The sequence below is a fragment of the Paracidovorax anthurii genome, assembly GCF_003269065.1.
GTDB classification, from domain to species: Bacteria; Pseudomonadota; Gammaproteobacteria; order Burkholderiales; family Burkholderiaceae_C; genus Paracidovorax; species Paracidovorax anthurii.
On record NZ_QLTA01000032.1, the window covers coordinates 26,369 to 49,649 of the forward strand.

24 protein-coding genes and 1 pseudogene are annotated in these 23,281 nt (G+C 65.7%); 15 read left to right on the top strand and 10 right to left on the bottom strand.

What is annotated here, in order from left to right; translation table 11 throughout:
- The first annotated feature begins 10 nt into the window (after positions 1-10).
- From AX018_RS15375 to AX018_RS15385, 3 genes are read left to right on the top strand one after another with little or no spacing between them, the layout of a single operon-like run.
- On the top strand, positions 11-1,009 hold the full coding sequence (locus AX018_RS15375; protein WP_111878771.1) for a tripartite tricarboxylate transporter substrate binding protein: 999 nt from the start codon (positions 11-13) through the stop codon (positions 1,007-1,009).
- Between the two features lie 8 nt (positions 1,010-1,017).
- Positions 1,018-1,827 carry an SDR family NAD(P)-dependent oxidoreductase gene (locus AX018_RS15380; protein WP_111878774.1) on the top strand — a complete coding sequence of 270 codons (810 nt, stop codon included), beginning with the start codon at positions 1,018-1,020 and terminating at the stop codon, positions 1,825-1,827.
- Positions 1,828-1,847: 20 nt separating this feature from the next.
- Entirely contained in the window at positions 1,848-2,450 is a 603-nt protein-coding gene (locus AX018_RS15385; protein ID WP_245951582.1) for a hypothetical protein, read from the top strand.
- A 3-nt stretch (positions 2,451-2,453) separates the two neighbouring features.
- Here AX018_RS15385 and AX018_RS15390 read toward each other — a convergent pair whose 3' ends face one another.
- Complete coding sequence (locus tag AX018_RS15390) at positions 2,454-3,353, bottom strand: LysR family transcriptional regulator (RefSeq protein WP_111878780.1); 900 nt, start codon at positions 3,351-3,353, stop codon at positions 2,454-2,456.
- A gap of 122 nt (positions 3,354-3,475) precedes the next feature.
- Between AX018_RS15390 and AX018_RS15395 the strand changes: the two genes are divergently transcribed.
- The 7 genes and pseudogenes from AX018_RS15395 to AX018_RS15430 all read left to right on the top strand — a co-directional run.
- Positions 3,476-4,273: an SDR family NAD(P)-dependent oxidoreductase gene (locus AX018_RS15395; RefSeq protein WP_111878783.1), complete on the top strand. Its 798-nt coding sequence runs from the start codon at positions 3,476-3,478 to the stop codon at positions 4,271-4,273.
- Between the two features lie 26 nt (positions 4,274-4,299).
- Positions 4,300-5,265 (top strand): Bug family tripartite tricarboxylate transporter substrate binding protein, encoded by a 966-nt coding sequence (locus tag AX018_RS15400; RefSeq protein WP_111878786.1) that lies wholly within the window; start codon positions 4,300-4,302, stop codon positions 5,263-5,265.
- Positions 5,262-5,789: a carboxymuconolactone decarboxylase family protein gene (locus tag AX018_RS15405; RefSeq protein ID WP_211322451.1), complete on the top strand. Its 528-nt coding sequence runs from the start codon at positions 5,262-5,264 to the stop codon at positions 5,787-5,789. Before AX018_RS15400 ends, AX018_RS15405 begins: the two co-directional genes overlap by 4 nt.
- Positions 5,790-5,799: 10 nt before the next feature.
- Positions 5,800-6,501 carry a 3-oxoacid CoA-transferase subunit A gene (locus AX018_RS15410; RefSeq protein WP_111878788.1) on the top strand — a complete coding sequence of 234 codons (702 nt, stop codon included), beginning with the start codon at positions 5,800-5,802 and terminating at the stop codon, positions 6,499-6,501.
- Positions 6,498-7,154 (top strand): 3-oxoacid CoA-transferase subunit B, encoded by a 657-nt coding sequence (locus tag AX018_RS15415; RefSeq protein WP_111878791.1) that lies wholly within the window; start codon positions 6,498-6,500, stop codon positions 7,152-7,154. The genes AX018_RS15410 and AX018_RS15415 overlap by 4 nt, the downstream gene beginning before the upstream one ends.
- 31 nt (positions 7,155-7,185) lie before the next feature.
- A complete protein-coding gene (locus tag AX018_RS15420; protein ID WP_111878794.1) occupies positions 7,186-8,085 on the top strand; it encodes an amidohydrolase family protein in 900 nt (299 codons plus the stop codon).
- Between the two features lie 351 nt (positions 8,086-8,436).
- Positions 8,437-8,613, top strand: a pseudogene (locus AX018_RS15430) (transposase); the annotation flags it as partial.
- 964 nt (positions 8,614-9,577) lie between these two features.
- On the opposite strand, the gene AX018_RS15435 reads toward AX018_RS15430, so the two are convergent.
- The 9 genes from AX018_RS15435 to AX018_RS15475 all read right to left on the bottom strand — a co-directional run bounded on the left by AX018_RS15435 (position 9,578) and on the right by AX018_RS15475 (position 18,661).
- The gene (locus tag AX018_RS15435; protein ID WP_245951575.1) at positions 9,578-10,822 is read right to left on the bottom strand and encodes a DUF1173 domain-containing protein; all 1,245 of its coding nucleotides are present in this window, start codon (positions 10,820-10,822) and stop codon (positions 9,578-9,580) included.
- 5 nt (positions 10,823-10,827) lie between these two features.
- Positions 10,828-11,778, bottom strand: coding sequence for a tyrosine-type recombinase/integrase (locus AX018_RS15440; protein ID WP_245951576.1), 951 nt, complete (start codon positions 11,776-11,778; stop codon positions 10,828-10,830).
- A 431-nt stretch (positions 11,779-12,209) separates the two neighbouring features.
- Positions 12,210-13,094 carry a hypothetical protein gene (locus tag AX018_RS15445; RefSeq protein WP_146749336.1) on the bottom strand — a complete coding sequence of 295 codons (885 nt, stop codon included), beginning with the start codon at positions 13,092-13,094 and terminating at the stop codon, positions 12,210-12,212.
- Between the two features lie 124 nt (positions 13,095-13,218).
- Positions 13,219-13,800 (bottom strand): amino acid synthesis family protein, encoded by a 582-nt coding sequence (locus AX018_RS15450; RefSeq protein WP_111878802.1) that lies wholly within the window; start codon positions 13,798-13,800, stop codon positions 13,219-13,221.
- An 11-nt stretch (positions 13,801-13,811) separates the two neighbouring features.
- Positions 13,812-14,759: a Bug family tripartite tricarboxylate transporter substrate binding protein gene (locus tag AX018_RS15455; protein ID WP_111878805.1), complete on the bottom strand. Its 948-nt coding sequence runs from the start codon at positions 14,757-14,759 to the stop codon at positions 13,812-13,814.
- A gap of 77 nt (positions 14,760-14,836) precedes the next feature.
- Positions 14,837-15,724, bottom strand: a complete 888-nt coding sequence (locus tag AX018_RS15460) for an NAD(P)-dependent oxidoreductase (protein ID WP_111878808.1) — start codon at positions 15,722-15,724, stop codon at positions 14,837-14,839.
- A 159-nt stretch (positions 15,725-15,883) separates the two neighbouring features.
- Entirely contained in the window at positions 15,884-16,768 is an 885-nt protein-coding gene (locus tag AX018_RS15465) for a LysR family transcriptional regulator (protein WP_245951577.1), read from the bottom strand.
- A gap of 382 nt (positions 16,769-17,150) precedes the next feature.
- On the bottom strand, positions 17,151-17,414 hold the full coding sequence (locus AX018_RS15470) for a helix-turn-helix transcriptional regulator (protein WP_245951578.1): 264 nt from the start codon (positions 17,412-17,414) through the stop codon (positions 17,151-17,153).
- 464 nt (positions 17,415-17,878) lie between these two features.
- Positions 17,879-18,661: a DUF1845 domain-containing protein gene (locus AX018_RS15475; RefSeq protein ID WP_245951579.1), complete on the bottom strand. Its 783-nt coding sequence runs from the start codon at positions 18,659-18,661 to the stop codon at positions 17,879-17,881.
- 487 nt (positions 18,662-19,148) lie between these two features.
- On the opposite strand from AX018_RS15475, the gene AX018_RS15480 reads away from it, so the two are divergent.
- The 5 genes from AX018_RS15480 to AX018_RS15500 all read left to right on the top strand — a co-directional run bounded on the left by AX018_RS15480 (position 19,149) and on the right by AX018_RS15500 (position 23,071).
- Entirely contained in the window at positions 19,149-19,757 is a 609-nt protein-coding gene (locus AX018_RS15480) for a hypothetical protein (RefSeq protein ID WP_111878811.1), read from the top strand.
- A gap of 34 nt (positions 19,758-19,791) precedes the next feature.
- Positions 19,792-20,040 carry a hypothetical protein gene (locus AX018_RS15485; protein ID WP_111878814.1) on the top strand — a complete coding sequence of 83 codons (249 nt, stop codon included), beginning with the start codon at positions 19,792-19,794 and terminating at the stop codon, positions 20,038-20,040.
- A gap of 68 nt (positions 20,041-20,108) precedes the next feature.
- On the top strand, positions 20,109-20,381 hold the full coding sequence (locus tag AX018_RS15490; protein WP_245951580.1) for a hypothetical protein: 273 nt from the start codon (positions 20,109-20,111) through the stop codon (positions 20,379-20,381).
- 67 nt (positions 20,382-20,448) lie between these two features.
- A complete protein-coding gene (locus AX018_RS15495) occupies positions 20,449-22,071 on the top strand; it encodes an ATP-binding protein (protein ID WP_111878816.1) in 1,623 nt (540 codons plus the stop codon).
- Positions 22,058-23,071: a DUF7146 domain-containing protein gene (locus tag AX018_RS15500; protein ID WP_111878819.1), complete on the top strand. Its 1,014-nt coding sequence runs from the start codon at positions 22,058-22,060 to the stop codon at positions 23,069-23,071. The genes AX018_RS15495 and AX018_RS15500 overlap by 14 nt, the downstream gene beginning before the upstream one ends.
- Positions 23,072-23,281: the final 210 nt, after the last annotated feature.

A 23,281-nucleotide genomic window follows, 5' to 3' on the forward strand; every position in this document is an offset into this window, starting at 1 on the left:
GACCACGACCATGTTCACCCTTGACACCACCGTGTCGCGCCGCCGCATGTTGCGCGCAGGCAGCTTGGCACCCGCTACGCTTGCCCTGGCCAGCGTTGGCGCTCGCGCCGCTGACAAATTTCCGTCGCGTACCATCCGCATCGTGGTGCCGTTCACGCCTGGCGGCGGTACCGACGTGGTTGGCCGTGCGCTCATCATCGGCATGCAGAAGGAGCTGGGACAGGCGCTCATCATCGACAACAAGCCGGGCGCCGGTACCGTAATCGGCACCGACCTGGTGGCCAAGGCTCCTGCAGACGGCCACACGCTGTTGATGACCACATCCGCCATCGCCATCAACGACTCGTTGGTCAAGAAGCTTCCCTACGACACGGACAAGGACATTACCGAGGTGGCCCTCATCTGCACCGGCCCCAATGTGTTGGTGACGAAGGCAGACAGCCCCTACAAGACCGTGGCGGATGTGATCGCTGCAGCCAAGGTCGCGCCGGGTAAATTGACCTATGCATCATCCGGCAACGGGTCTGCGGTGCACCTGGCTGGTGAGTTGTTCAAGACCATGGCCAAGGTCGACATCGCGCACGTGCCGTACCGTGGTGCAGGCCCCGCCTACAACGACCTGATCGGCGGCCAGGTTGACCTCCTGTTTGGAACCGCGGGCGGCGTGGCCAAGCTGGTGACAGGGGGCAAGATGCGGCCCATCGGCGTCACCTCCACCCGACGTAGTCCTGCTTACAAGGACGTTCCCACCATCGCGGAGACCTTGCCGGGGTACGAGGCTGACGTCTGGTACGCCTTGTTCGCGCCGGCAGGAACACCGCCTGACGTGATCGCGACCATCAACGCCGCCGTGCGCAAAGCCGCAGAGGCTCCCGCCTACAAGGAGCGCCTGGCGCATGAAGGCCTGACGGTTGCAGCCAACACGCCCGCACAGATGACGCAGCTCATGCGCGCTGAAGAGGCTCGTTGGCGCAAGGTTGTGGTGGAAGGCAAGGTCACCATAGACTGAGGCACGACATGCAAGAGAAATCAAAAGGAAGACTGCACGGCAAGGTCGCTGTCATCGTCGGCGCGGGCCAGTTGGCCGGCGACACGGTTGGCAATGGCCGTGCCGTTGCCGAACGCTTCGCGCAGGAAGGTGCCACCCTCCTGCTGGTGGACATCCAGGAGGAACTTGCACAGGCCACGCTGGAGGCAGTCGCAGGCTACGGACAGCCGGCGAGCGTGCTGCGTGCTGACATCACCCAGGAGGGTGATTGCCGCACCATTGCGGTGACTTGTGTCGAATGCTACGGTCGCATCGACATCCTGCACAACAACGTGGGACGGTCCAAAGGTGATCGACGGACCGCGGACATGGATGCACAGATGTGGGACGAGATCATGGCGATGAACCTCAAGGGCATGTTCATGACCTGCAAGCATGTGCTGCCCCAGATGGTCCATCAAGGTTCCGGCAGCATCATCAACGTGTCCTCCACCGCTTCGTTGGCGGCGCGGCCCACCGTGACCTACAAGACCAGCAAGGGCGCCGTCAACGCGTTCACGCAGCACTTGGCCATGGAGAACGCGGCCCATGGCGTCCGCGCCAATGCGATCCTGCCCGGCCTGATCGACACGCCCATGGCCATCGAGCGCAGGGCCATCGAGCGCGGTGTTTCGCGGGACGTGGTCCGCGCCGAGCGCGAGGCGCTGGTACCCATGCAGCACATGGGAACTGGCTGGGACGTTGCAAATGCTGCGGTTTTCCTGGCGTCGGAGGAGGCCCGGTACGTGACGGGTGTCCTGCTGCCCGTGGACGGAGGCTTGCTCTGCAAGCGGGGCTGAGCGCGTCAATCGGGGACTTGATGCTGCCCCCCCACCTGCCGACTGACGTTCTGCTGCTGCGCATGCGCGTTGCACCAGATGGGCTGAACGCCCTGCGTCTGCGCCTGAAAGGCGTGCCTGCCCTGCGTGATCTCGGCGCTTCGCCTGGGTGCTGCGCCTGGTCGAAAGACACGGGTCTGGCGTACGTCTACCTGGACCTTCCCGAGCGCATTGCGTTGCCAGTGCCGGCGCCCGAGAGCCTCGCGGGCCTATCGGGAGTGGGCGTGGACGTCGAGCTTTCCCGCCTGGCGCTCATGCAGAAGCTGGACGGCGCGAGCCATGGCCAACTCGCAACGGTCCACTACGTCGTAGAGATGACGCCGCAGGCCGGCTGGGAAGCGGAGTTGCAGCGCTGGTATGCCCGTGAGCACCTGCCGGGACTGGCTGGGGTTCCTGGCTGCGTGCGCGCGCAGCGGTTCATGAACTACGACACGGGGCCACGGTCACTGGCTTGCTACGACTTGGTGGATGCGCAGGCCATGGGGTCCCCACCCTGGCTGGCCGTGCGCAACACGGCGTGGAGTTCGCGCGTGCGGCCTCGGTTCACGGCGACGGTGCGCACGATGTTTTCCTTGCTTGACTAAAGGTCAGGCCTCTGCGCCTTCTTTTCTGTGTCCAAGCTCGCGGAGCAGCTTGGCAGTCTCTGCAATCAAGCGACTTGCTGGGCGTGCGCGGGGCATGGCAAGCACAAGCAGGTTTCGCATGGCGGGGGGACCGATAGGAGCGGAGTGAATTCGCGCAGGCCGCCTGCTCAGTTGCAAGGCGCTCTCGGGCAGGATCGAACATGCCAAGCCATCTTCCACCACGCTCAGCGCGGTGTGCACTGCGCCGACTTCCGCAACGACATTCAGGCTGATGCGACGAGGTAGCAACACGGCGTCCACCAGGCTGCGAATTGGGTTGTGCGAGCCCGGCAGCACCAAGGGAAACTCTGCCAGCGCGGCCAGCCCCACCTGCTTGTCCAGCCGAAATCCCTTCGGTGCAACCAGGACCATGCGCTCGCGGGTCAGGTCCTCATAGGCCAGAAGAGGTGTTGGAGCGGGGTCGAACAGCAGGCCAAGGTCAATGCGGCCCGCCACCAGACCTTCGCGCAACGACAAACTGAGCCCTTCGACCACCGACAGTAGCGCGTTGGGAAAGCGCTGACGAAATTGGCGGATCAGCGGCACCGCCAGACCCATTGCCACATGGTGCGGCAGCCCCACCACGACGCGCCCGACAGGCTTCGCGTGCATGTCCTTCAGGTCGGACAGCGCCTGCTTGGCAGCATTCAGCATCACGTGCGCGTGAGCCAGCAGGGCGTGACCTGCGTCCGTCGCTGAGACGCCGCGACCTGTGCGTTCAAGCAGGCGTTGGCCCAACTCTTCCTCCAGCAGCGCGATCTGCCGGCTGACGCTGGGCTGGGCCAGGTTAAGGGCCGTGGCCGCCCGGCTGAAGCTGCCTTGTTCGACCACGGCAACGAAATACTCCAACTGGCGTAAATCCATAGCGTTTGAACATAGTCGATATAGCTGTCATCGAGTTTAACTTTGGGACCCATCCCCGCAAACTTGATCCATGCAGCGAGTCGGCCACCTGCCGGACTGCTGAAACGACGAGGAGCAAGAGCATGAAGAGGTTTGGATCGAAGATCGCCATCGTGACCGGCGCAGGTTGCGTCGGCGCGGGTTGGGGCAACGGCCGCGCAATGGCAGTTCGTCTGGCGGAGGAAGGCGCAAAAGTTCTTGCCGTGGACCGCGACAAGGAGCGCCTGGACGAGACCCTGTCGCTCGCGGGCGATGCGGCGGCGCACATCACCACGTGCATTTGCGACGTGACCAGCGCCGCCAGCGTGCAGACCATGGTCGAAGCCTGTATCGCTGCATACGGCGCACCGGACATTCTGATCAACAACGTCGGCGGCTCGGCCGCAGGTGGCCCTGTGCAGTTGAGCGAAGAGGCCTGGGACAGCCAGATCGACATCAATCTGAAGAGTGTCTTCCTCACCTGCAAGTACGTTCTGCCGCTGATGGTGGAGCGCAAAAGCGGCGCCATCGTCAACGTCGCCTCGACCTCCGGCATGCGCTGGACCGGCAGCGCGCAAGTGGCATACGCAGCGAGCAAGGCTGGCGTGATCCACCTTTCGCGGGTGGTCGCCGTACAGCACGCACCGGACGGTGTGCGCGTCAACACCGTGGTGCCAGGTCAGCTGCACACGCCCATGGTTGAGGTTCGGCTGGCCAAGCAGCGCACCGGTGGTGACGTCGAAGGGCTTCTCGCCTCCCGTGTCAAACGCATTCCGCTGGGCTTCATGGGCGATGGCCGCGACACCGCCAGCGCTGCCCTGTACCTGGCCAGTGATGAAGCTCGCTTCGTGACCGGCACCGAACTCGTTGTCGATGGCGGCATGACCGCGCGCTGCGACTGATACCCCATCCCTTGCGGAGACACATCATGAAGAAACGTCGCCTGCTCGCAGCCGCCATGGCTTTCGCCCTGGTTCCACTTGCCCAAGCACAGACAAGCGGCAAGCCGGTCCGCATCGTCAGCTCTTTCAGTCCCGGCGGTCCTGTCGACTTCGTTGCCCGCACCTTGGCTGAGCAACTTGCTCGCGAGCTCAAGCGGCCTGTCATCGTTGAGAACAAGCCGGGAGCGAACGGCGCACTCGGCGCGTTGGAGACGCTGCGGTCCGAAGCTGATGGAAGCACCCTGTGGATCACCAGCGTGGGCGCCGCAGCGATCAACCCGACCCTCGCGGAAAAGCCTGGGTACAACACGCAACGCGACTTCCTGCCCGTCTCGCTGGTGGCGAACAATGTGGAGGCGCTGGTGGTCAATGCCAAGACGCCGGTGACCGATGCCGCTGAGTTCGTGAACGCCGCCAGAGCCCGCAAGGAATCGACGCCCATGGCCTCTTCGGGCTCTGGCAGCATTCCGCACCTGGCCTTGATCCAGTTGGAGGAGTCAACAGGCGCGAAATTCCTGCATGTGCCGTACAAGGGCATGGCGCCGGCCTTCACCGACTTGATGGGCGGTCAGGTTCAGGGCGTGTTCGCGGATGTGCCGGCCATCATTTCTCAGGTCCAAGGCGGTCGCCTCAAGGCCATTGGCATCGCCGCCAGCAAGCGGCACCCGTCGTTGCCCGACGTGAAGACGTTCGAAGAGCAAGGCATCAAGGCGGTGGACACGAACAACTGGTACGCCTTGTTCGTTTCGGCCAAGACGCCGGCGGCCGTGGTGGAGCAACTGAACAAGGCTGTGCGCGACGCGATTGCGCACCCTGAAACCAACGCCAAGTTGTTGCGCGGTGGTGCCGAACCGAAGTCCTCCACGACGCAGGAACTTGCCGCATTGCTGAAGACCGACACGGCCAAGTGGGCCGCGTTGATCAAGGCACGCAACATCAAGGCTGACGAATGAGCACCGACCACATCCGCGTGCCGCTGGTGACGCCTGGCACACGACCCGAGCTGGCCGAGACCGAAGCGCGCATCCTGGCTGAGCGCGGCCGTATATCTCTCCTGTACCAGGTGCTGCTGAACAGTCCGGCCATCGCCGCCGGCTGGGAAGCCATGCTGACCGCGGTGCGAAACCGCACCGGCGTGCCGGCCGACCTGCGTGAAATGATCATCCTGCGCGTGGCAGTGCTCAACGACGCCGCCTTTGAATTCGACGCGCATGTCCCTCACGCGTTGAAGGCGGGGTTTCCACAGGCCAAGATCGACGCATTGCGCGAGGCCTCGCCTGGCAACCTGTTCTCTGCGGAAGAGAAGCTACTGCTGGAGCTGACGGATCACATGACGCGCGACGTCAAGGTCCCCGCCGCGTTGATGGCACGCGTGAACGAGGGGCGCGATCCGCAGGCGGTCGTGGAGCTGGTGGCCACCGTAGCAGCCTACAACATGGTGTCGCGCTTCCTCGTGGCACTGAACATCTCCCACTGAAGGAGGCTGCATGATCAACAAGATCAGCGAGTCTGTCGCACAGGCGTTGGCTGACGTCCGCGACGGCGCGACCGTGATGATTGGCGGCTTCGGCACCGCCGGCATTCCCAACGAACTGATCGATGGGCTGATTGCACAGGGCGCGCGCGACCTGACCATCGTCAACAACAACGCTGGCAACGGCGAAACGGGCTTGGCTGCGTTGCTGAAAACCGGCAGGGTGCGCAGGATCATCTGCAGCTTTCCGCGCCAAGCGGACAGCCAGGTCTTTGACGGGCTGTACCGGACCGGCAAGATTGAATTGGAGCTGGTGCCGCAAGGCAATCTGGCGGAGCGCATTCGCGCGGCGGGGGCAGGTATCGGTGCGTTCTTCTGTCCGACGGGTTACGGCACGCCGCTGGCCGAGGGCCGGGAAGTGCGCGTGATCAATGGGAAGCCCTTCGTGCTGGAGTATCCGATCCATGGCGATTTAGCTCTTGTGAAAGCAGAGCGTGGGGATCGCTGGGGGAACCTGAGCTACCGCAAGGCAGCGCGCAACTTCGGGCCTGTGATGGCAATGGCAGCCACCACGACCATCGCTACCGTGCACGAAGTCGTCGCTTTGGGCGAACTGGACCCGGAAACCATCGTCACCCCAGGCATCTTCGTTTCGCGCATCGTGCGGGTCGACCGCGTGGCGACCGAGGCTGGTGGATTCCGAAAGGCGGCATGACCATGACGACAAGCAACTATCAACGCCGCACCAAGGAGCAGTTGGCCGCACGCGTCGCAGCGGACATCTTCGACGGTGCCGTGGTCAATCTGGGGATCGGCCAACCAACGACGGTAGCTAACCACCTGCCGTCTGGCCGCGAAGTCATCCTGCACAGCGAGAACGGCATTCTGGGCATGGGGCCCGCCCCTGCTGCGGGTGAGGAAGACTACGACGTCATCAACGCCGGCAAGCAACCCGTCACCCTGATGCCAGGCGGAGCGTTCTTCCATCACGCCGACAGCTTTTCGATGATGCGTGGCGGTCATCTGGACATCTGTGTCCTCGGTGCGTTCCAGGTCTCTGTCACTGGCGATCTGGCCAACTGGAGCACGGGCGAGGCCGGCTCCATTCCGGCAGTGGGGGGCGCCATGGACCTGGCGATTGGCGCAAAGCAGACCTGGGTCATGATGGACCTGCTGACCAAACAAGGCGTCAGCAAGATCGTCGAGAGCTGTAGCTACCCGCTCACCGGCATCGGCTGTGTCAAACGGATTTACACCGACCTGGCGACCTTCGCTTGCACGACCCAGGGCCTGCTCATGATCGATGCAGTGGAGGGCATGACCTTGGCCGAGCTTGGACGTCTCGTTGGTCTTCCCATCTCGGCTTGATCTGGCCTTATCAACCTACCTCGACCTGAACATGTCCACCACTGTTGACGACACCACCGTCCCAATTCGAACGTTCCTCGAACAACCGACCATGCCAAGCCTACGCCTGCCTGCTTTGGCTTGCGACAGCCATGTGCACGTATTCGGACCGGTCGCGCGGTTCCCCTACGTGTCTACCCGGCGCAGTACGCCGGTGGAAGCCCCGAAAGAAGCCCTGTTCGCGCTCCATCGCCGCATGGGTATCCAGCGATGCGTAATCGTGCAGTCCATCGTGCATGGCACAGACAACAGCGCGGTCGAGGACGCCATCAAGGCGGGCGAGGGCCGCTACCTCGGTGTTGCGCTGGTGTCGCCCAATGTGCCTGATGAGGAGCTGCAGCGGCTTGCGCAAGCAGGCTTCCGCGGCGTGCGCTTCAACTTCATGCGACACATCGCCGGCAGCGCATCTGTCGATGCGGTGCTAGCGTTGACACCGCGGCTTGCCGCCGTCGGCATGCACCTGCAGGTGCATTTCGAAAGCGAACTTGTGCATGAGCTGGCGGCATCTCTGAAGCGCAGCAGCGTGCCCGTGGTGGTCGACCACATGGGCCGGGTAGATGCCACGCTCGGTATCGAGCACGCTGATTTCCAAGAACTCATGCGCCTGCTTGAAAGTCCAAACTTCTACGTAAAGGTCAGTGGTATCGACCGCATCGATGCGAAGGCTTCACCTGCACAGAGGTACCGCGACGGCGTTGCACTTGCGCGGGTCCTCGTCAAGCGCTTTCCTGAGCGCTGCGTTTGGGGGACTGACTGGCCGCATCCGAACCACACGCACGTTCCTGATGACGGCGTGCTAATCGATGCACTTGCGGAGATCGCGCCCACTGCGAACGCCCTGGAGCTATTGTTGGTTCAAAACCCGCAACGGCTGTACCAGTTCGCTGCTTAAATCCACGCCAAGCGCGCGGACCAATCCGTGAGCGTATTCCACGCCTGAGGCCAGCTCAAAAGGCGAGAGTCTTTTAATGCGAGGCTTGAGAGGAGCGCCAGTTGGCCCAGGCAGGCGGCCAAAGCGTTACGGTGAACGTCGCATATTTGACGGAGCTGTCATTCGTGGCAGCACTTCGAACGTCCGCTGGTGGCGGCGGATTCAACCGGTCGTTGCAACACATTCGCTGAACATCTCAGCGGGTGTGTGATAGCCGAGCGTCTTGCGCGGCCTCTCATTCAATTGCCTCGCTATTGCATTGTGAATCGCCCCGGGTTTTGAGGAGGCTTCAACTCTTGAGAAGATGAAGCCATGAAGAAGTCGAACAAGTTCTCGCCAGAGGTCCGTGAGCGTGCTGTGAGGATGGTGCTGGAGCACCGTGGTGCGTACCCGTCGCTGTGGGCGGCCATCGAGTCCATCGCGCCCAAGATTGGCTGCGTACCGCAGACGCTCAACGAATGGGTCAAGCGAGCCGAGGTCGATGCCGGCGGCTATCGCCGTATCGCACAAGAGCGTTTGACCCAAGGCGCACATTTCTCCCTACGGCTGTTCATCTGGGGTTTTGCCGACCTTCCCTAGGTATTTGAATCAGCATCAGCCGGCAGCTTCGTAAAGTGCATGCCGCCTTGAGTGGCGTGCGCCGAAAGCCTCCATTGCGTGCCATCAGGAGCTGCATAAATCTCTGCGATGCACTCATCGTCCCTTGGCCGATCAGCTCGAACCCGCTTGGAGTGCTGGCGCATTAGCCAGAGAACTCGGTGATAGCCCCGAATCTCCTCTTCACCTGGCTGTGGTGGGACGGCGGCTTCAGCAATCTTCGCTTGTCGCTCTTGAAACCACCCGGGCAACGCTCCAGTCTCGATGAAACTGTAGAAATCTTCCCAACCCGCTGGCTCAGGCCAGGCCGCCTTGTACCGTTCGCGTGCTGACGGCGCGGTCGCCTTGAACCAGGCGACCCACGCGTGCCAATAGTCCTCTCCCGCGCCCATGCGCCATCCAACGCTGCCCCAGGGAATCTTGGGGAACGCGATCCATACCGGAAGTTGAGGCTCAGTCATATCCACAAGTCTAGACCTGGGGTTCAAGAGGAGATGCTTGGACGCTTGCGCCACAGTTTCCGATGCTGGCGGTTGAGGACCGCGATGCAGCGGCCGGGGTGCAATGCCTGAAGCGAATTCCTGAGGCTGACCGGCCACGCTTCCGATCAACTGCATGCACTCGCAGCACACGGCCGTCGCCAATGCGGATCCAGGAGACGGGTCCGCGGCATCGAGATACGGTTCGCCCATCTCAAGCGCACGCTGAAACCGATCGACCGAGACTGTCGAGTCTCAGCGGGGCGCGCGATGCAATCCCGATGGCGGCCAGGGTCGAGAATCCGTGGCAGACGCCTCAAGGGTTGTTGCCATGCGGGCCGGGATCTGCAACCCAAGGCGTCTGAGAAACGTGCGGCTCATGGCAGCACGGGCATGGAGTTTCCTGCACACCAGCACCAGGCCCCGCTGCCCGCCGCCTGGACCACCCGCTCCTTGAACGCGCGGTCCTTTGCAGCAGAAAACCCGCTGATCAAATGCAGGCCCACCGGCGCATCCCCGCGATCGAGCAGCAACGCGTTCGGGAAAGCCGCGGCACTCCTGGCGTCGTAGCGCAGGGGCTTCAGAAAGCGCCGCTGGCGCTCGACCAGCGCCTCGATGAGCGGCAGCTCGTGCACGCCCTCGACGGGAATCCACTGTTCGCTGGTCAGCATCAGGCTGGCGACGTCGATCTCGTAGGTGAATTCGCGCCGCGCGTGGATCAACGCCGCCATGACCAGCCGGACCCGGTGGCCGGTGTCGGCATCGCGTGCTTCCAGCAGCGCCGCATGGGTGCGTGCGAGCCGGTCCCAGCTGCGCACCTCCATCAGCAGCGGGGCGTCCGGCATGTGCCGTATCCAGATGCGGCAGCCGTGGTCATTGCGCTCGCAGCCCTTGAACTCGCCGATTACCAGGGCCAGCGGAGCCTGTCCGTCGCGCGGCTGCAGGATCGCCAGCGTGTCGCGCCGCCGCTGGGCGATTTCCGCCCTGACCCCTTCCTGGAAGGGTTCGGGCACGTAGAGCCGGTCGGAGAGGGCCAGACCCTTCACCTCGATCTCGGCCGCGGCCGCCATCAGGTACTTTCGGAAGACCCCCTGGTTGCGCTTTCCGGCCATGGCGGGAGTCCAGCGATTGAAGCCGGCGCGCTCGAAGAGATAGTGCATCACCGCCCGCAGCGACATGCGCCGCCGCGGCACGGCGATCTCAGCGGGCTCGGAGGCCTCCGCACGCCCGATGGCCCGCCCATTCACGCGGGCCCACGGGAAATCCACGCGCAGCTCGATGCGCCCCGGCTGGTGCTCCAGCACCGCCTCGCCGACCAGTTCACCCAGCCCGGACAGCGCCCCGTCGGGCTCGTACGAAGGACAGGACGGATGGTGGTCCTTGCCACTGGCCGGCAGGCGCTTGACGAGATAGCGGAGATGCCGCGCAACGTACATCTCGACGCCGCCGTCCACGCACAGGCAGCGCGGCCGCTGCGCGGTCTCGTGGACCGCGGCCAGGGCTTCCTGGAATCCGGGATCGCTGGCCTGCCAGACCCGCCCCCCGATGGCAAACCGCTGCGTTCCCTGCGCGGGATCGCGGTCCATCCCCGCCATGGCGATCGAATCGTGCGCCGGGGCCATCCCGCTCATACCAGATCGTTGGTCAGCGCATCCAGCGTGGGCAGGCGCCTCGGGAACTGCTCGCGCACGGCGCTACGCTCGGCGATGCCCAGCAGCAGGCCGACCTGGGACTCATCCGCGCCTCTCGAGTACAGCCGATCGGCCACGGTGTGGCGTACCGTGAGCGCAGTGACCTGCTTGAGCTCGGCATAGCGGAACAGCTTGCGGTACGTCTCCTGGATCGCGCGGCAGCGGAAGCGCCGCTGTCCGTCCTCGCCGTAGGGGTGGATCACGAACCCCTGACCGCTGGCGGAGAGAAACAGCCGGCTGACCGGGTCCAGCCCCCGGTAACGCCCCTCCTCCCCCATGCCTCGGCGGAAGACGATGCGATCGGCCAGATAGGCGTCCAGTGCATCGGTCAGGTGGGTGCTGCGGAAATACACCGGGCGCTCACGTCCGGTGATGGCCACCTCGGCCCGGATCTCCGAGGCATGGCGGACGCCGCCGTCCGACGCGAGATAGTCCCGCACCTCCAGCCGGGCGATCTCCAGTGGCCGGGCGCCGGTGGCGAGCAGGAGGTAGTAGAGCGCCAGATCTTCCAGGGGCTGATGGCTGCGGCCCCGGATGCGCAAGGCACCCGTGGCGATCTCCTCATCCGTGAGGAGATGGATGTCCTGGTCCTGAGCCGGCTCCGCTTCGTCGAACCCTTCCAGCGCGCTCAGCACCGCGCTGCGGTGGGCGCGCAGCCGGCGGACCATGGCCGCCGCGTCGGTGTTCAGGCCCTCGATGCCGTTGGCGGCCAGGCGCACCGCCACGGCCTTGATCCGGCGTTCGACCGCGGTGCGGGTGACGCCGTGCTGGGCGGCGACGGCCTCGTAGGTACCGCCATCCAGCACCGCGCGCAGCATCTCGACCGACAGCGCCGAGGCACGCTGCCGCGCATCCTGGGTATCGTCCGGCCGTTCCTCTGCTTGCACGCCAGTCCCTCCTTATCGTTCCGACTGCATGTTCCCATGCTGACCGATCCCACCATCTTGCGCCAGCCGCATTGGTGCAGGATTTCAGGGGATTTCGGCGTCTGCGCTGGTCCACCTCCGGCCATTCAAAGTCAGCCGCAGCACCGCCCATAGCGGCCGCTCCGGCAAGGGCGGCGTGCGGACCCGGACCACCATGGCGACAGGGGAACGGGCTGGGATCCAAGCGGGGCGATGGGATGCGGGACAGGACACGGTCCCCGAGCCCTCCCCGGCCGGCTCCCGCGTCGCGGTTCGATATCCCCGCCACCGGCCATCGTGGCGGTTCGCGGCGTGGACGGCGGTTCCGGTGGCGAAGGCAACATGCCCTGGCCGAAAGGCCGCCACCGCCCGGTAGCCCAGGAAGACCTGCGCGCGGGGAACCGCAGCCCTCGCTACACCACGCAGTCTTCGAACTCCAGCAAGGTCCGTCGTGCGTCCGCGACCGCCTGGGCCCCCTCGCGGCACAGAGTGCCGTTGGCATCCAACGCACCCACCTGGGCCAGGCGCAGCAATTCCGCCGTGAGGGAGCGCATGCCGTAGCGGTTGCTTCGGAATCCGGCGTCGATGTCGACTGCGGCCAGGCGCTTGGGGTCCGCGCCGGCGCAGACGCGATGCGTCATGGCAACCAGGCGCCGGCCGATCTGGTCCAGCAGCCAGCTGAACTCGCGCAGCCGCAGATCCAGTCCCGAGAGCGCCTGCGCTGCGCTGTCGATCTGGTGCACTGCGTCGTGGTAGGTGGTCGGCAAGACCGGCACGGCCCCTCCCGTGGTCCTGGGCGTGAGCAAAGAGCCGAGCAAGCGCAGCAGCGCCAGATCGATCGCTCCACCCAGCACCGGCGATGCATCCCCGGACGCAGGCGCCGTGTCGCCCAGCGCGATCCACCGTATGGTGGGCATGCTGCAGGCTTCAGCGAGCTTGCCCGTCTCATAGCGCAGGCCGAGCGCCACTCTCGCGATGGGCGCGAACTGCTGCCAGTCTCGCTCGAGCATGTCGCACGCCCACGGCGAGATACAGGTGATGCGACCGGACAGCAGTTCGTCGGGCAGCGACCGGGGGGTTTCGCGGATCACCGAGATGAGAGGCGAGAGCGTGGGACCGAGCGCTCTGAGGCGATCGAGGCCGAGCGCCAAGGCCCGGTGCTTCAGATCGCTCCGAGCCCTCTCCAGCAAAGGGGCCACCATTCCCAGATGGTTGATCATCTCGGCATGCCTGGGTTCGGACAACGCCTGCAATTGGTGAACGGCTTCTGTCAGTGCTTTATGGGTATTTGCTTGCACTTTGCGTCTCCTGCATCCGACAGTTTCGGCCGAGGCCCGGCCTGCCCTCTGTCCAGGCATCATCGAAAGGGCCCCTAGGGGCTGTGTGTTCTGGCAGCAGGGACGCAAGGGCCCCTGCTGCGACTCAACGCTGTCCGTCGCCCACGGAAATCAGCTCGGCCCTCAGGCCACCCAGGCGCTCATGCACCCGTGCTCCATTGGACATGGCGAGCGCATAGAGGAGTTCATCCGGCCGCGGCCCGTCGGCAACGCCCACCTCCGCCACCGAGAAATGGCTCCTCACGTAGCAGGCCTCGATGTGGTGCAACGGGATGTGCAATCGCGTTCCCGCGCTGGCCACGATCTTGGCGGCCGGCACGATCGACTTGGCGCGTGGCAGGGCCGCCCGCATGGACCATCCCCCCGCCTCGTGCCAGATCGCGCCATGCTCGAGTTCGCCGTTGACTCCGACGATGGCGCCCTTGCCGTAGGCCTCGATGCGATCGGCGCCGCCCAGGGCATCCAGCAGTTCGGGCACCAGTTGCTTGGCCAGGCGGTGCGCGGCCTCCACCATCGCGGACAGGTCCTCCACGTAGCGGCCCGCATAGGGGTTATGGATCACCGCCGCGATGACGCCGGTGGTGATGGGCTCAGCGCGCGCGGGCCCACCCTCGTGGTAGACGCGCTCCAGTGTGAGCTGGGTCTTGCGGATCTTGATGAGCGACATGGCAGCCCTCCTCACTGCGGCGCGACACCGGCATCCCGCGCGATGGTGGACCACTTGGTGATGCCGTCGCTGATGAGCCGCCCGAACGCCTCGGGCGAGGAGGGGGACGCCGTGAGACCCGCGTTGTCGAAACGTTGCCGGACCTGCGGGTCGGCGAGCGCCTCGCGCAGGACCACGTTGAGCCGGGTGACCACCGCGGCAGGCATGTGTGCGGGGGCAGCCAGTCCAAACCAGACCGAGATGTCGTAGCCCGGCAGGCCCTGCTCGGCCAGCGTGGGCACGTCGGGTGCGAGCGGCGAGCGCTTGGCGGACGTCACTCCCAACGCGGTGACGCGTCCCGCGCGCGCGGCCTGCAACCCGTTGACCAGGTCCGCCACCACCCAGTCGATCGTTCCGCCGATGAGGTCCGTCATTGCCTGGGGAATGCCCTTGTAGGGCACGGCCGTCGCCGTGATCCCGCTCATCGAGACGAATCGCGCCGCCGACAGCTGGCTGCTGCCCGATCCATATCCGTACGAGAGCTTGCCTGGATGGGCCTTGCCGTAGGCGATGAGATCCTTCAGCTGGCCCACGGGCAATGCCTTGGCGGACACCAGCAGGAAGGGAGCATCGGCGATGAGGCCCACCGGCGTGAAGTCCTTGCGCGGGTCGTAGGGCAGCGCCTTCATGACGGCGAGATTGCTCGCGCCATTGGTCACGCCGACCATGAGCAGCGTGTAGCCGTCCGGCGCGGCGCGCACGGCCGCCATGGTGCCCACGACGTTGCCGCCGCTCGCCTGGTTGTCCACGACGATCGGCTGGTGCAACCGCGCCGCCATGGCATCGGCGAGGGTGCGCGCCACGACATCGGTGATGCTCCCGGCCGCCATGGGCACGATGAGCCGGATCGGCTTGTCCGGGTAGGCGAGCGCCGCCAGCGGCAAGGCGCAGATAAGCGATGCAAAGATTCTTCGTTTCATGGTTTCCTCCCTGGTTGGTGATTGGGTTTTCTTGGATTTCGTGTGGGGCTATCGCGGCGCGCCAGGACTCGGGCCGCTCAGGAGGCCGCGCCGCTGAAGACCACGCCCGCCTGCCGCTCGATGGTCTGGATCGCGGCGACGTTGTCGGCGTCGCCGAGGCCGTCGGCGATCGCGAGATCGAGGAGGTGCAGGGCCTGCTGCGTGACGTGCATGGGCACGCCCAACTCCTGCGCGGCGGCGAGGGCGAGGGCCACGTCCTTGCGCAGCAGCGCCATGGTGAATCGCACTGGAAAGCTCCGGTCCAGCGCGCCTTGCATGCGTTCCAGCGTGGCGAACGACCGGCCGCTGGACCGGTTGATGACGTCGAGCATCGTGCTGCCATCGAGGCCGGCCTTGGTGCCGCAAACCAACGCCTCGCAGCTCGCGATCATGTTGATCGCGTAGAGCGTGTTGTTGATCAGCTTGAGCGACTGCCCGAGGCGCACGTCCCCTCCAAGATAGAAGAGATTGCGGCCGATCACTTCGAGAACCGGCCGGGCCTGCTCGTAGGCCGCCTTGGTCCCCGCGGCCATCACGGTCAACTGGCCCTGCGCAGCGGCGACGGTGCCACCGCTGACCGGGGCGCTCAGAAAGGCGATGCCGGCGTGCCGCAGCAGTTCATCCACCTCCTGCGTCACCTTCGCGCCCGTGGTCGACAGGTCCACGACGAGGCCCGCGCGAGTACGGCTCGACGCGATGCCCCGGGCGACCTCCAGCACCGTGCCCGGCAGGGGCAGGCTCAGGCAGACCACGTCGACCTGCAGAGCGAGGTCTTCCAGGCTGGACGCGGCGTCCGCGCCCAGATCGTCCATCTGGTCCATGATGACCGGATTCACGTCGCGCACCACCACGCGATGGCCGGCATCCAGCCAGCGTGCCGCGAAATGCCCCCCAATATTGCCCGCACCCACCAATCCGATTCGCATAGGTTCTCCCGTTGAAGCTGTTGCGGGAAATGCTATGCCGCGGTGCGGAATTCGCCGATTGCTAAATCGCGGACCGGGTATGCGATTTGGTTAATTCCCCCGACCATTCAGAGGCAGGAGTGGCTTTCATTTATCAATTCAATAACCGGAAACAATGAATCAAACGGTGGAGATTCGATCTATCCGGGCCTGCTCCGTCAGTGCCGCCACGAAGGACTTGACATAGGGACGGTCCGCGCAGAGCGTGGAGCGCAGCACTGCGGGCGTGAGGACGATTTCTTCGGCCAGGGGGAGCATCCGCAAGTCTCCACACCCGAGTCCCTCCACCGTGAATTCATCGACGATCGCCACGCCCGCGCCGGCCCGAACCAGCGCACAGGCCACATCCATGTGGTGGATGTCGATCCGGGAATCCAGCGTGACGCCGGCCTTTTGCAGAGCGGTGGCGATCATCTGGCCGAAGGCAATACTGGGATGCGGCGCGATGGTCGGATGGGCAGCCAGATCGGCGAAGCTGACGGCCTCGGCGTTCGCCAGCGGATGATCGGTCGGCATCACGCAGACCATCCGTCCCTCGGTGAAGCGCTGTACATGGAGATGCACATGATCGAGCGGCAGCACCGCCACGCCCAGGTCCGCCTTGTTGCCGACCACGGCGCTGGGCAAGTCGGCCAGCACGCAGGCGCGCAGTTGCACATGGACCTTGGGATGGTTCGCCAGGAACCGCACGATCGCCCGCGACACCAGTCCACGGCTCAGGCAGTGGCTGGTGTAGATCGTGAGCGTGCCGGCCGACCCATTGCGCAGGTTGGCCGCGAAATCGTTCACCTGGATCGCATGGCGATAGAAGGCCTCGACCTCACCGATCAGTGCCTGGGCTTCCTGCGTCGCAGCCAGTCGGCCCTTGGTCCGCTGAAACAGCGCGAAGCCGATGGTCTGCTCCGTGTGGGCGATCGCGCGGCTCACGGCGGGTTGGGACATGCACAGCAGGGAGGCTGCGCCCTTGACGGAGCCGGTGAGCATCACCGCGCGAAAGACTTCCATTTGCCGGAGCCGAAATTGCAACATAGAGAGGGACTCGATATAAAACGTGGGGCGTGCCGGAGAGCGCACCGCCATCCATGGGGAATCAGGAAAGCATCCCCTGTATTCGTTCGCTTTCAACGGGGTCGGCAATGAGATTTCCGATCGGAACCGCCTGAAGGGAGAAAAATTATTCATACCCCGCAATGGCCATCAATACCCATTCGTCAATGCATCGAATAACCAATAGCCACTGATTCGCTGACCAAAGTGCAGCGCGATGGCCAGCCGCGGCGGCCCGGGCCGGCCCCGTGGCACGTCCTGGACGGACCTGTCCGCATCCATGGGTTGATGGGCACGGCAGCCCATTGCCGATCGCCCGGCGCCAGCGCTCCCGCTGTCGCTACCCGCGCTCCGCGATCCAGCGGTGCACCTCCTCCGCACGCCAGGCGGTGATGCCTTCCGACAGCCGCAAGGGCGCCGGAAACGCCCCGGCCTTCACCCGCCGCCAGAGCGTGGATTTCGAGAATGGAATGCACTGGAGCAGCAGCCGCTGGCGGATGAAGCCGGAGGCTGGCAAGGTCGGCGGCGGCGTTGGGCTCGCGGCCATCAGTTGCGCGGACGTGCCCATGGGCACAGGGGTGGGGGACGGGGATGCGATGTGCATGATCATTCCTTTCCCGAGCGTTCTGCCCGTGGGTGGAGGGGATGACCCGCTATGTCGCTGCGGATGTGGTCTGGAGAAGTGCCGCAGCCAAGGAACGCAATGCTCGTGTCCCCCCGCGTCGGCGTTCCGGTCGGTTGCGGGGTATCTGGAAAGGATGGCGCGCGACGCAGTCGCGTGCCGGGCAATTGCGCCTCAGGCACGAATGGATGGCGGGCGCGCATGCAGGCCGCGCGCAACGTCGTGAACAGGCTGGGACTACCTGCATTGGCAAGGCAGGAGGCTGAAGGCAGGTGACGACTGCGACGGGGCCGGCACAGGCCGGCGGAGCACACGGGGGCAAACAACGCGTGTCCTCCCGAACCACTGTACTGCGGGGCCGATCGCAGATGCGCCCCTGCCCGCCGTGCCGCATGGCAATCGATGGCCGGGCGGGCGTTTTCGGGTGGCGATGCGACGCCCTGGCCCTACCCGGGACTTGGCGCGACCTCGTCCAACCCCGCTGCCGCCGGCGATGGCGCGACCCCGGTGGCCTCGGGCTCCTCCTCCACGACGGCGACGGGCAAATCCTCCCGCTGCGGGGAAACGTCTCCGGGGAGCGTGTCCTCGCCGTCCGCGGAGGCCTCGCCCACCATCGGAGGGCGACGCACGTCGAGGGCATTCATTTCTCGGCGCAGCCGGGTGGCGAGATTGCGCGCTCCGTTGGCGACGTCGCGCACTTTGCGCTTCAGCGCCGCCCGCTCGATGTCGACGGCCTGGGTCGTGATGACCTCGTGGATCTCCAGCGTCTGCAGCAGCGGCATCAACTGGTCGAGCTTGCCCAGGATTTCCAGGTATCGCCGGCTGCTGGATGACAGTACCCCGACATCGAGCTCCATCGGCACCGTGTCATAGGTCGCTGCGCTGGTGATGCCATGGGCCTGGAAGAGGGCCTCGGCTCCGTCGATGGACTGGTTCAGTTGATCGGTCACCTTGTCCATCTGCTCGCGGATCAGTCCCTCGACCTTCGCGACGTCGTCGTGGTTGAGCCGCGTGCGTGAGATCACCGAAATGAAATGGATGCCCAGCTGGAAAGTGTTGAAGTACCGCACGAAAAGCCGCTTGCCTTCCGCGCTCGAGAAGCTCGCCCTGATCTTCAGGCTCGCGGCTTCGACCCGGCGGAAGTCGGCCTTCGTTTCTTTAGAAAGGATGCGCGCATTGACGCCCCCCTGGTCGTACTTGGCATGCTTGATGGATTCGCTGTCGGCCATGATCGGAACCTCCTGAGGCATCGCGCCGCACTCGAATGATCGGCAAGGGCCCCGCGCGTCGCCACGCGAAACAGGCTCGAAGTCGGCGTGATTTCGGCATTGGAGGCCGTTGCGGCCGCTGCGGGCATTGACGCCCGAGGACGGCGTGCCTACCGTGTGGTCCATGCAGTAGCTGGCCCTGCACTCCCCCGGCAAGCCCTGGAACTTCCCCGACGCGATGCGCAGCGCTGCTGCGCATGCATCGCTGCCGCGACCTTGACGCTTCTCACCGGCGGCTTTCGAAGCCGGGGTCGAAGACCCCTCGGCCTGGCGCCGAAAGCTTCTCCCTGCCGGTCGCTGGCACACCGGCCCCACGGCGCTCTCGCGCCGTGATCCCGCCAGCCCTGGAATCCCTGGTCCGCACCGCGGATCCGTTCACAACGTCCACCCCTTGGGGCCATCCGCCCCGACGGGTGCGTTGGCTCCTGCCTTTCCCAAGGAGCCCACCATGCTGGACCACAGCATCCCGTTCGAAACACATCCCGTCCCGCCGATCGGCGTCTTCCCGGGCACCGACCCTGCCGAGCATTCCGTCTTCCAGACCCTGCTCGAGAGGCTGCAATCCGGGGACGCCCACATCGCCCCGCTCGACACGGCTGCGGCCAAAGCCCTGTTCGATGGCGCGAACGACACATCGCCCATCGAATGGAGCGAAGAAGACATCGTGCTGCTCCATTGGCGCCTGTTGAAGGAGGTCCATCGCCTGGCCGATCCCGAGACACCGCTGGAGGAAAAGCTCGACACCCTGCGCTGGGTGTTCACCGAGCGCGACAAGGACCGCGAGCCCTTCAGCTTCGTTTCCTGCCTGCGCGTCGTGGGCTGCAGCCCGTTGTCGCCCCTGCCGTACTGCGGCCTGCTCGATGCCGAAGAGGTCCGCGATCGCATCCGCTGCACCGTGGGCCGCTGGCTGCACCAGACCCTGGCGCGCTACCCCGCCTGGGTACGCGAGGCCATCGTGGACCACCCCGATTGGGTCGAGGCCCGACTGGCACGCGACCCCCAGTGGATCAACGCGGAGATCCGGCGCATCGCCGTCGAGGGCGACCTGTTCGCCTGACCTCTTGTCCACCCATTTCTGAAAGGAGTCCGCCATGACCCATTGGAAGGACGCTCTCTGTCTGCTGACGATCTTCGTGGCCTACGGCCTGGCCGGCCACCTGGACTACCAGGACGCCCTCGCCATGGAAGAAGCCCTGCGTGCGGACATGCCGCAGCCCTGCTCCGCGCCCGATCTTGCGCCGGCAGGACCTGCACCGTCGCTCGCGACCGATGCCATGCCGATGCGCCTTGCCGCAGCGGCACCTGTTTCTACGCCGGCCTGCGGGCCGAACCACGAGTGAGGGTCACAACCATGCTTCACGCCACGCATCGACCCGCCCGTCCGGACACATTGCTTCCCGTCCGGGCCATGGGTGACATCGAATTCCTCGTGAAGGAGAGCGAAGTCCTCACCGGCCTGGCCGGCCGCAGCTTCGTCATCGCGGGTGCCGACCGCCTGGTCTACCGGGTGCATTGGCACCCGTTGGGCTTCAAGGTCGAGCGCCTGGACGTGCACGGCGAAGCCCTGGACAGCCGGCACGTGCTGCCCTGGGAGTTCGAGCGGCACGTGCTGGTCCAGGCCCTCGCCTGCGGCCAGTTGTTAACGGCGGCCCTCCCCCGCGTTGGGGGCAACTGCGACTGAATCTTGACCACCCCGCCAGCGGGCCGCCCGCTGTGCGGGACGGTGCCTGGCACTTCAGGAGATCTCCATGCAAATCCAAGTTCGCATCAACGAAGAGGGCGCGTTGCGCAACCAGCGCCACGCCTTCACCGATCGGTTCAGCCTGATCACTGAGCTGCTCCAGAACGCCCGCCGTGCGGGCGCGCTCCACATCTGCGTCGACCACGCGGCCGAGGAGCGTGTGCTGCGCGTGCGGGACGACGGGCACGGCATCGAGGACTTCCAGAAGCTCTTGAGCTTCCATGAGTCCGGGTGGGACGCGGGCACCGTGGCCCAGGAACAAGCTTTCGGGATCGGCTTCACGATGTGCCTCTACGCGGCGACCCGTGTCGTGGTCGCCTCGCGCCATCAGCGCGTGGACATCGACACCGCGGCGGCGCTGCGGCGCAAAGCCTTCGACATCGAGACCACGGCCCAGCCCGTGGAGGGCACGGCGATCGAGCTGTACGGGGTGGACATCGCCGGCCTGGCGCATCGCATGGAAGCGCTGTGCGAGGGCTTCCCGGTCGACGTGGTCTTCAACGGCCATCGGCTCGAACGCCGATGCGCAGAGGATCACCTGCAGTGCATGTCCACGCCGATCGGGGCCATGCACGTGGCGGGCCGGCGCGACGGCAAGCCCGGCCGGGACACCCTGGTGTTCCTGCAGGGCATCTGCGTGAAACGGCCCATGTATTGCAGCACCAGCGACGCCAATGTCGTGCACCTGGATCCCCGGCAGTTCATGGCACGGCTGCCCGACCGGGACACGCTGATCGACGCGGACCAGCAGGTCCAGAAGATCCAGGATCAGGTCAGGCAGTCCTGGCGGACCATCCTGGAAGCGGCGCGCGCGCAGATGTCCCCGGCGGAGTTCGTCGAGACCTATTTCGACGCCATGACGCACTGGGGCCATGTGGACCTGCTCAACGACATGGATGCACTGCCGGCGGCGCTGTTCGAGCGCATCGTCGGCTACCCCGTCCAGGCGCCCTACGATCAGCGGCACTATGTCGCGCCGGTCGAGGTCGTACCGAGTCGCTGCGACATCGAGGCCGGCCGCGTGACGCTCGTGTCGCTGGGCTGGCCCCGCGACGCAGAGAACACGGGGCACTGGATGCTCGCCAGGTACAAGCAGTGGCTCAATGTCAAGGCCTACGCCCTGCACCCGGACCACTGGCTTCGGCCCCATGTCCGCTACATCGAGAACCACGAGGCGCACATCGAAGCGCGCGGGGAAACGGCGCGCGCCACGCTGGAAGGCCGGTGGGCCTGGCCCCTGGTCATCCTCTGCCAGTCGGTGCGCATCCGCGTGGGCGACCATGTGGTGGACATCGTGGACGAAGGCGTGTGCCGCGGCGATGACATCCTTGTTCCCGTCGGCGAAGCCTCGGGCGAGCCGGTGCGCCAGCTGTCCGACTTCATCGACGACCACGATCGCTACCGCGAAGACGAGATGAATGCGGACCGCGACGCGCTGGCCGGTCTCATCCGGCGCCTGCGCTCCACGGATCCTGCGCAGACCCTGGCGTCGCTGCTGGCCGAACTCCACCTCGACAAGTACCCGCTGCTGCATGGCAGACACTTCGAGGTGACCGTGGGTGTCGGCGGCCAGCCCGGCTGCACGGTGGAACTCGCCCAGGGCGCCGGAGACCGCGATGCAGAACGCTGAGTACGCGGCGCGCATCGAGGCCGTCAAGCAACGCGCGCACGGCCGCTGGACCGAGATCCTCGGGGCCCTGGGCCTGGACGAGCGCCTGCTCAAGCGCAGGCCGATGCCCTGCCCCGTCTGCAAGGACGGGGTGGACCGTTTCCAGTACACCGACAAGTACGGCGAGGGGAACTACCACTGCCGCAAGTGCGGTCCCGGTGGCGGCTTCAAGCTGCTGCAGGCCTGCAAGGGCCTGGAATTCCATGCAGCGCTGTGCGCTGTCGAGAAGATGCTGGGCATGCTGCCGCCGGCCAGGCCTATCCCTGCGGCCGCTGAAGCCGCACCGGAGCGCATGAAGAAGCTGGTGCAGCGCATCTGGAACGAGGCGCGCGCCGTCACGCTCGGCGATGAGGTGGACCGCTACCTGCGGGGCCGGGGACTGTCCTTGAGCAGCTACCCCGCGTCGTTGCGCTTTCACCCGGCTCTCGGCTACTACCAGAAGGAAGGCGCGGCCAAGGCCCGCAAGGTCGCCGAGTACCCCGCGATGCTGGCCAGCGTGCAGGACGCGCAGGGTGCGGTCACGCTGCACCGCACCTACCTGAGCTCCGGCCGCAAGCTCGACGCGCCCGATGCCAAGAAGGTGCTGAGCAGCGGCTTCGCAGGCGGCGCCGTCCGGCTGGCAGACGCGACCGACGAACTGGCCGTCTGCGAAGGCATCGAGACGGGGATCGCGGTACTGCTGGCACACGGCAAGCCCGTGTGGTGCGCCTTGAGTGCGGGCAACCTGGAAAAGCTCTGGATCCCGGACTCGGTGCGCAGCGTGTGCATCTACAGCGACAACGATGCCGACGGCGACTACACCGGCCAGGCGAGTGCCTACGCGCTCGCACGCCGGCTCCGGCGCGAGCCGGCCGGCAGTGGACCTCGCACGGTACGCGTCTTCGTGCCGCGTCAGGCGGGCACGGATTGGGCCGACGTGTGGCGGCAGCGGCAAGAAGCCGTCCTGCTGCGCGCGGCTTGATCTTGGCTGGGGGTGGGCATCGTGCCCTCCCCCGCTTTTTCAGCGCAGGTTCAGGCTCCTGAGCCTGCACTGAAAAGGTTTCTCCCCCTGGTCGCTGCCAGACCAGGCCGCCACGGCATCCGTCGTGCGGCAAAGGCAGCCTCGGAAGATCACGCGCGGCCCCGGTCGCGCCCACAGCGGATCGGCCCATGCCGGTCCTTCACCCACCCT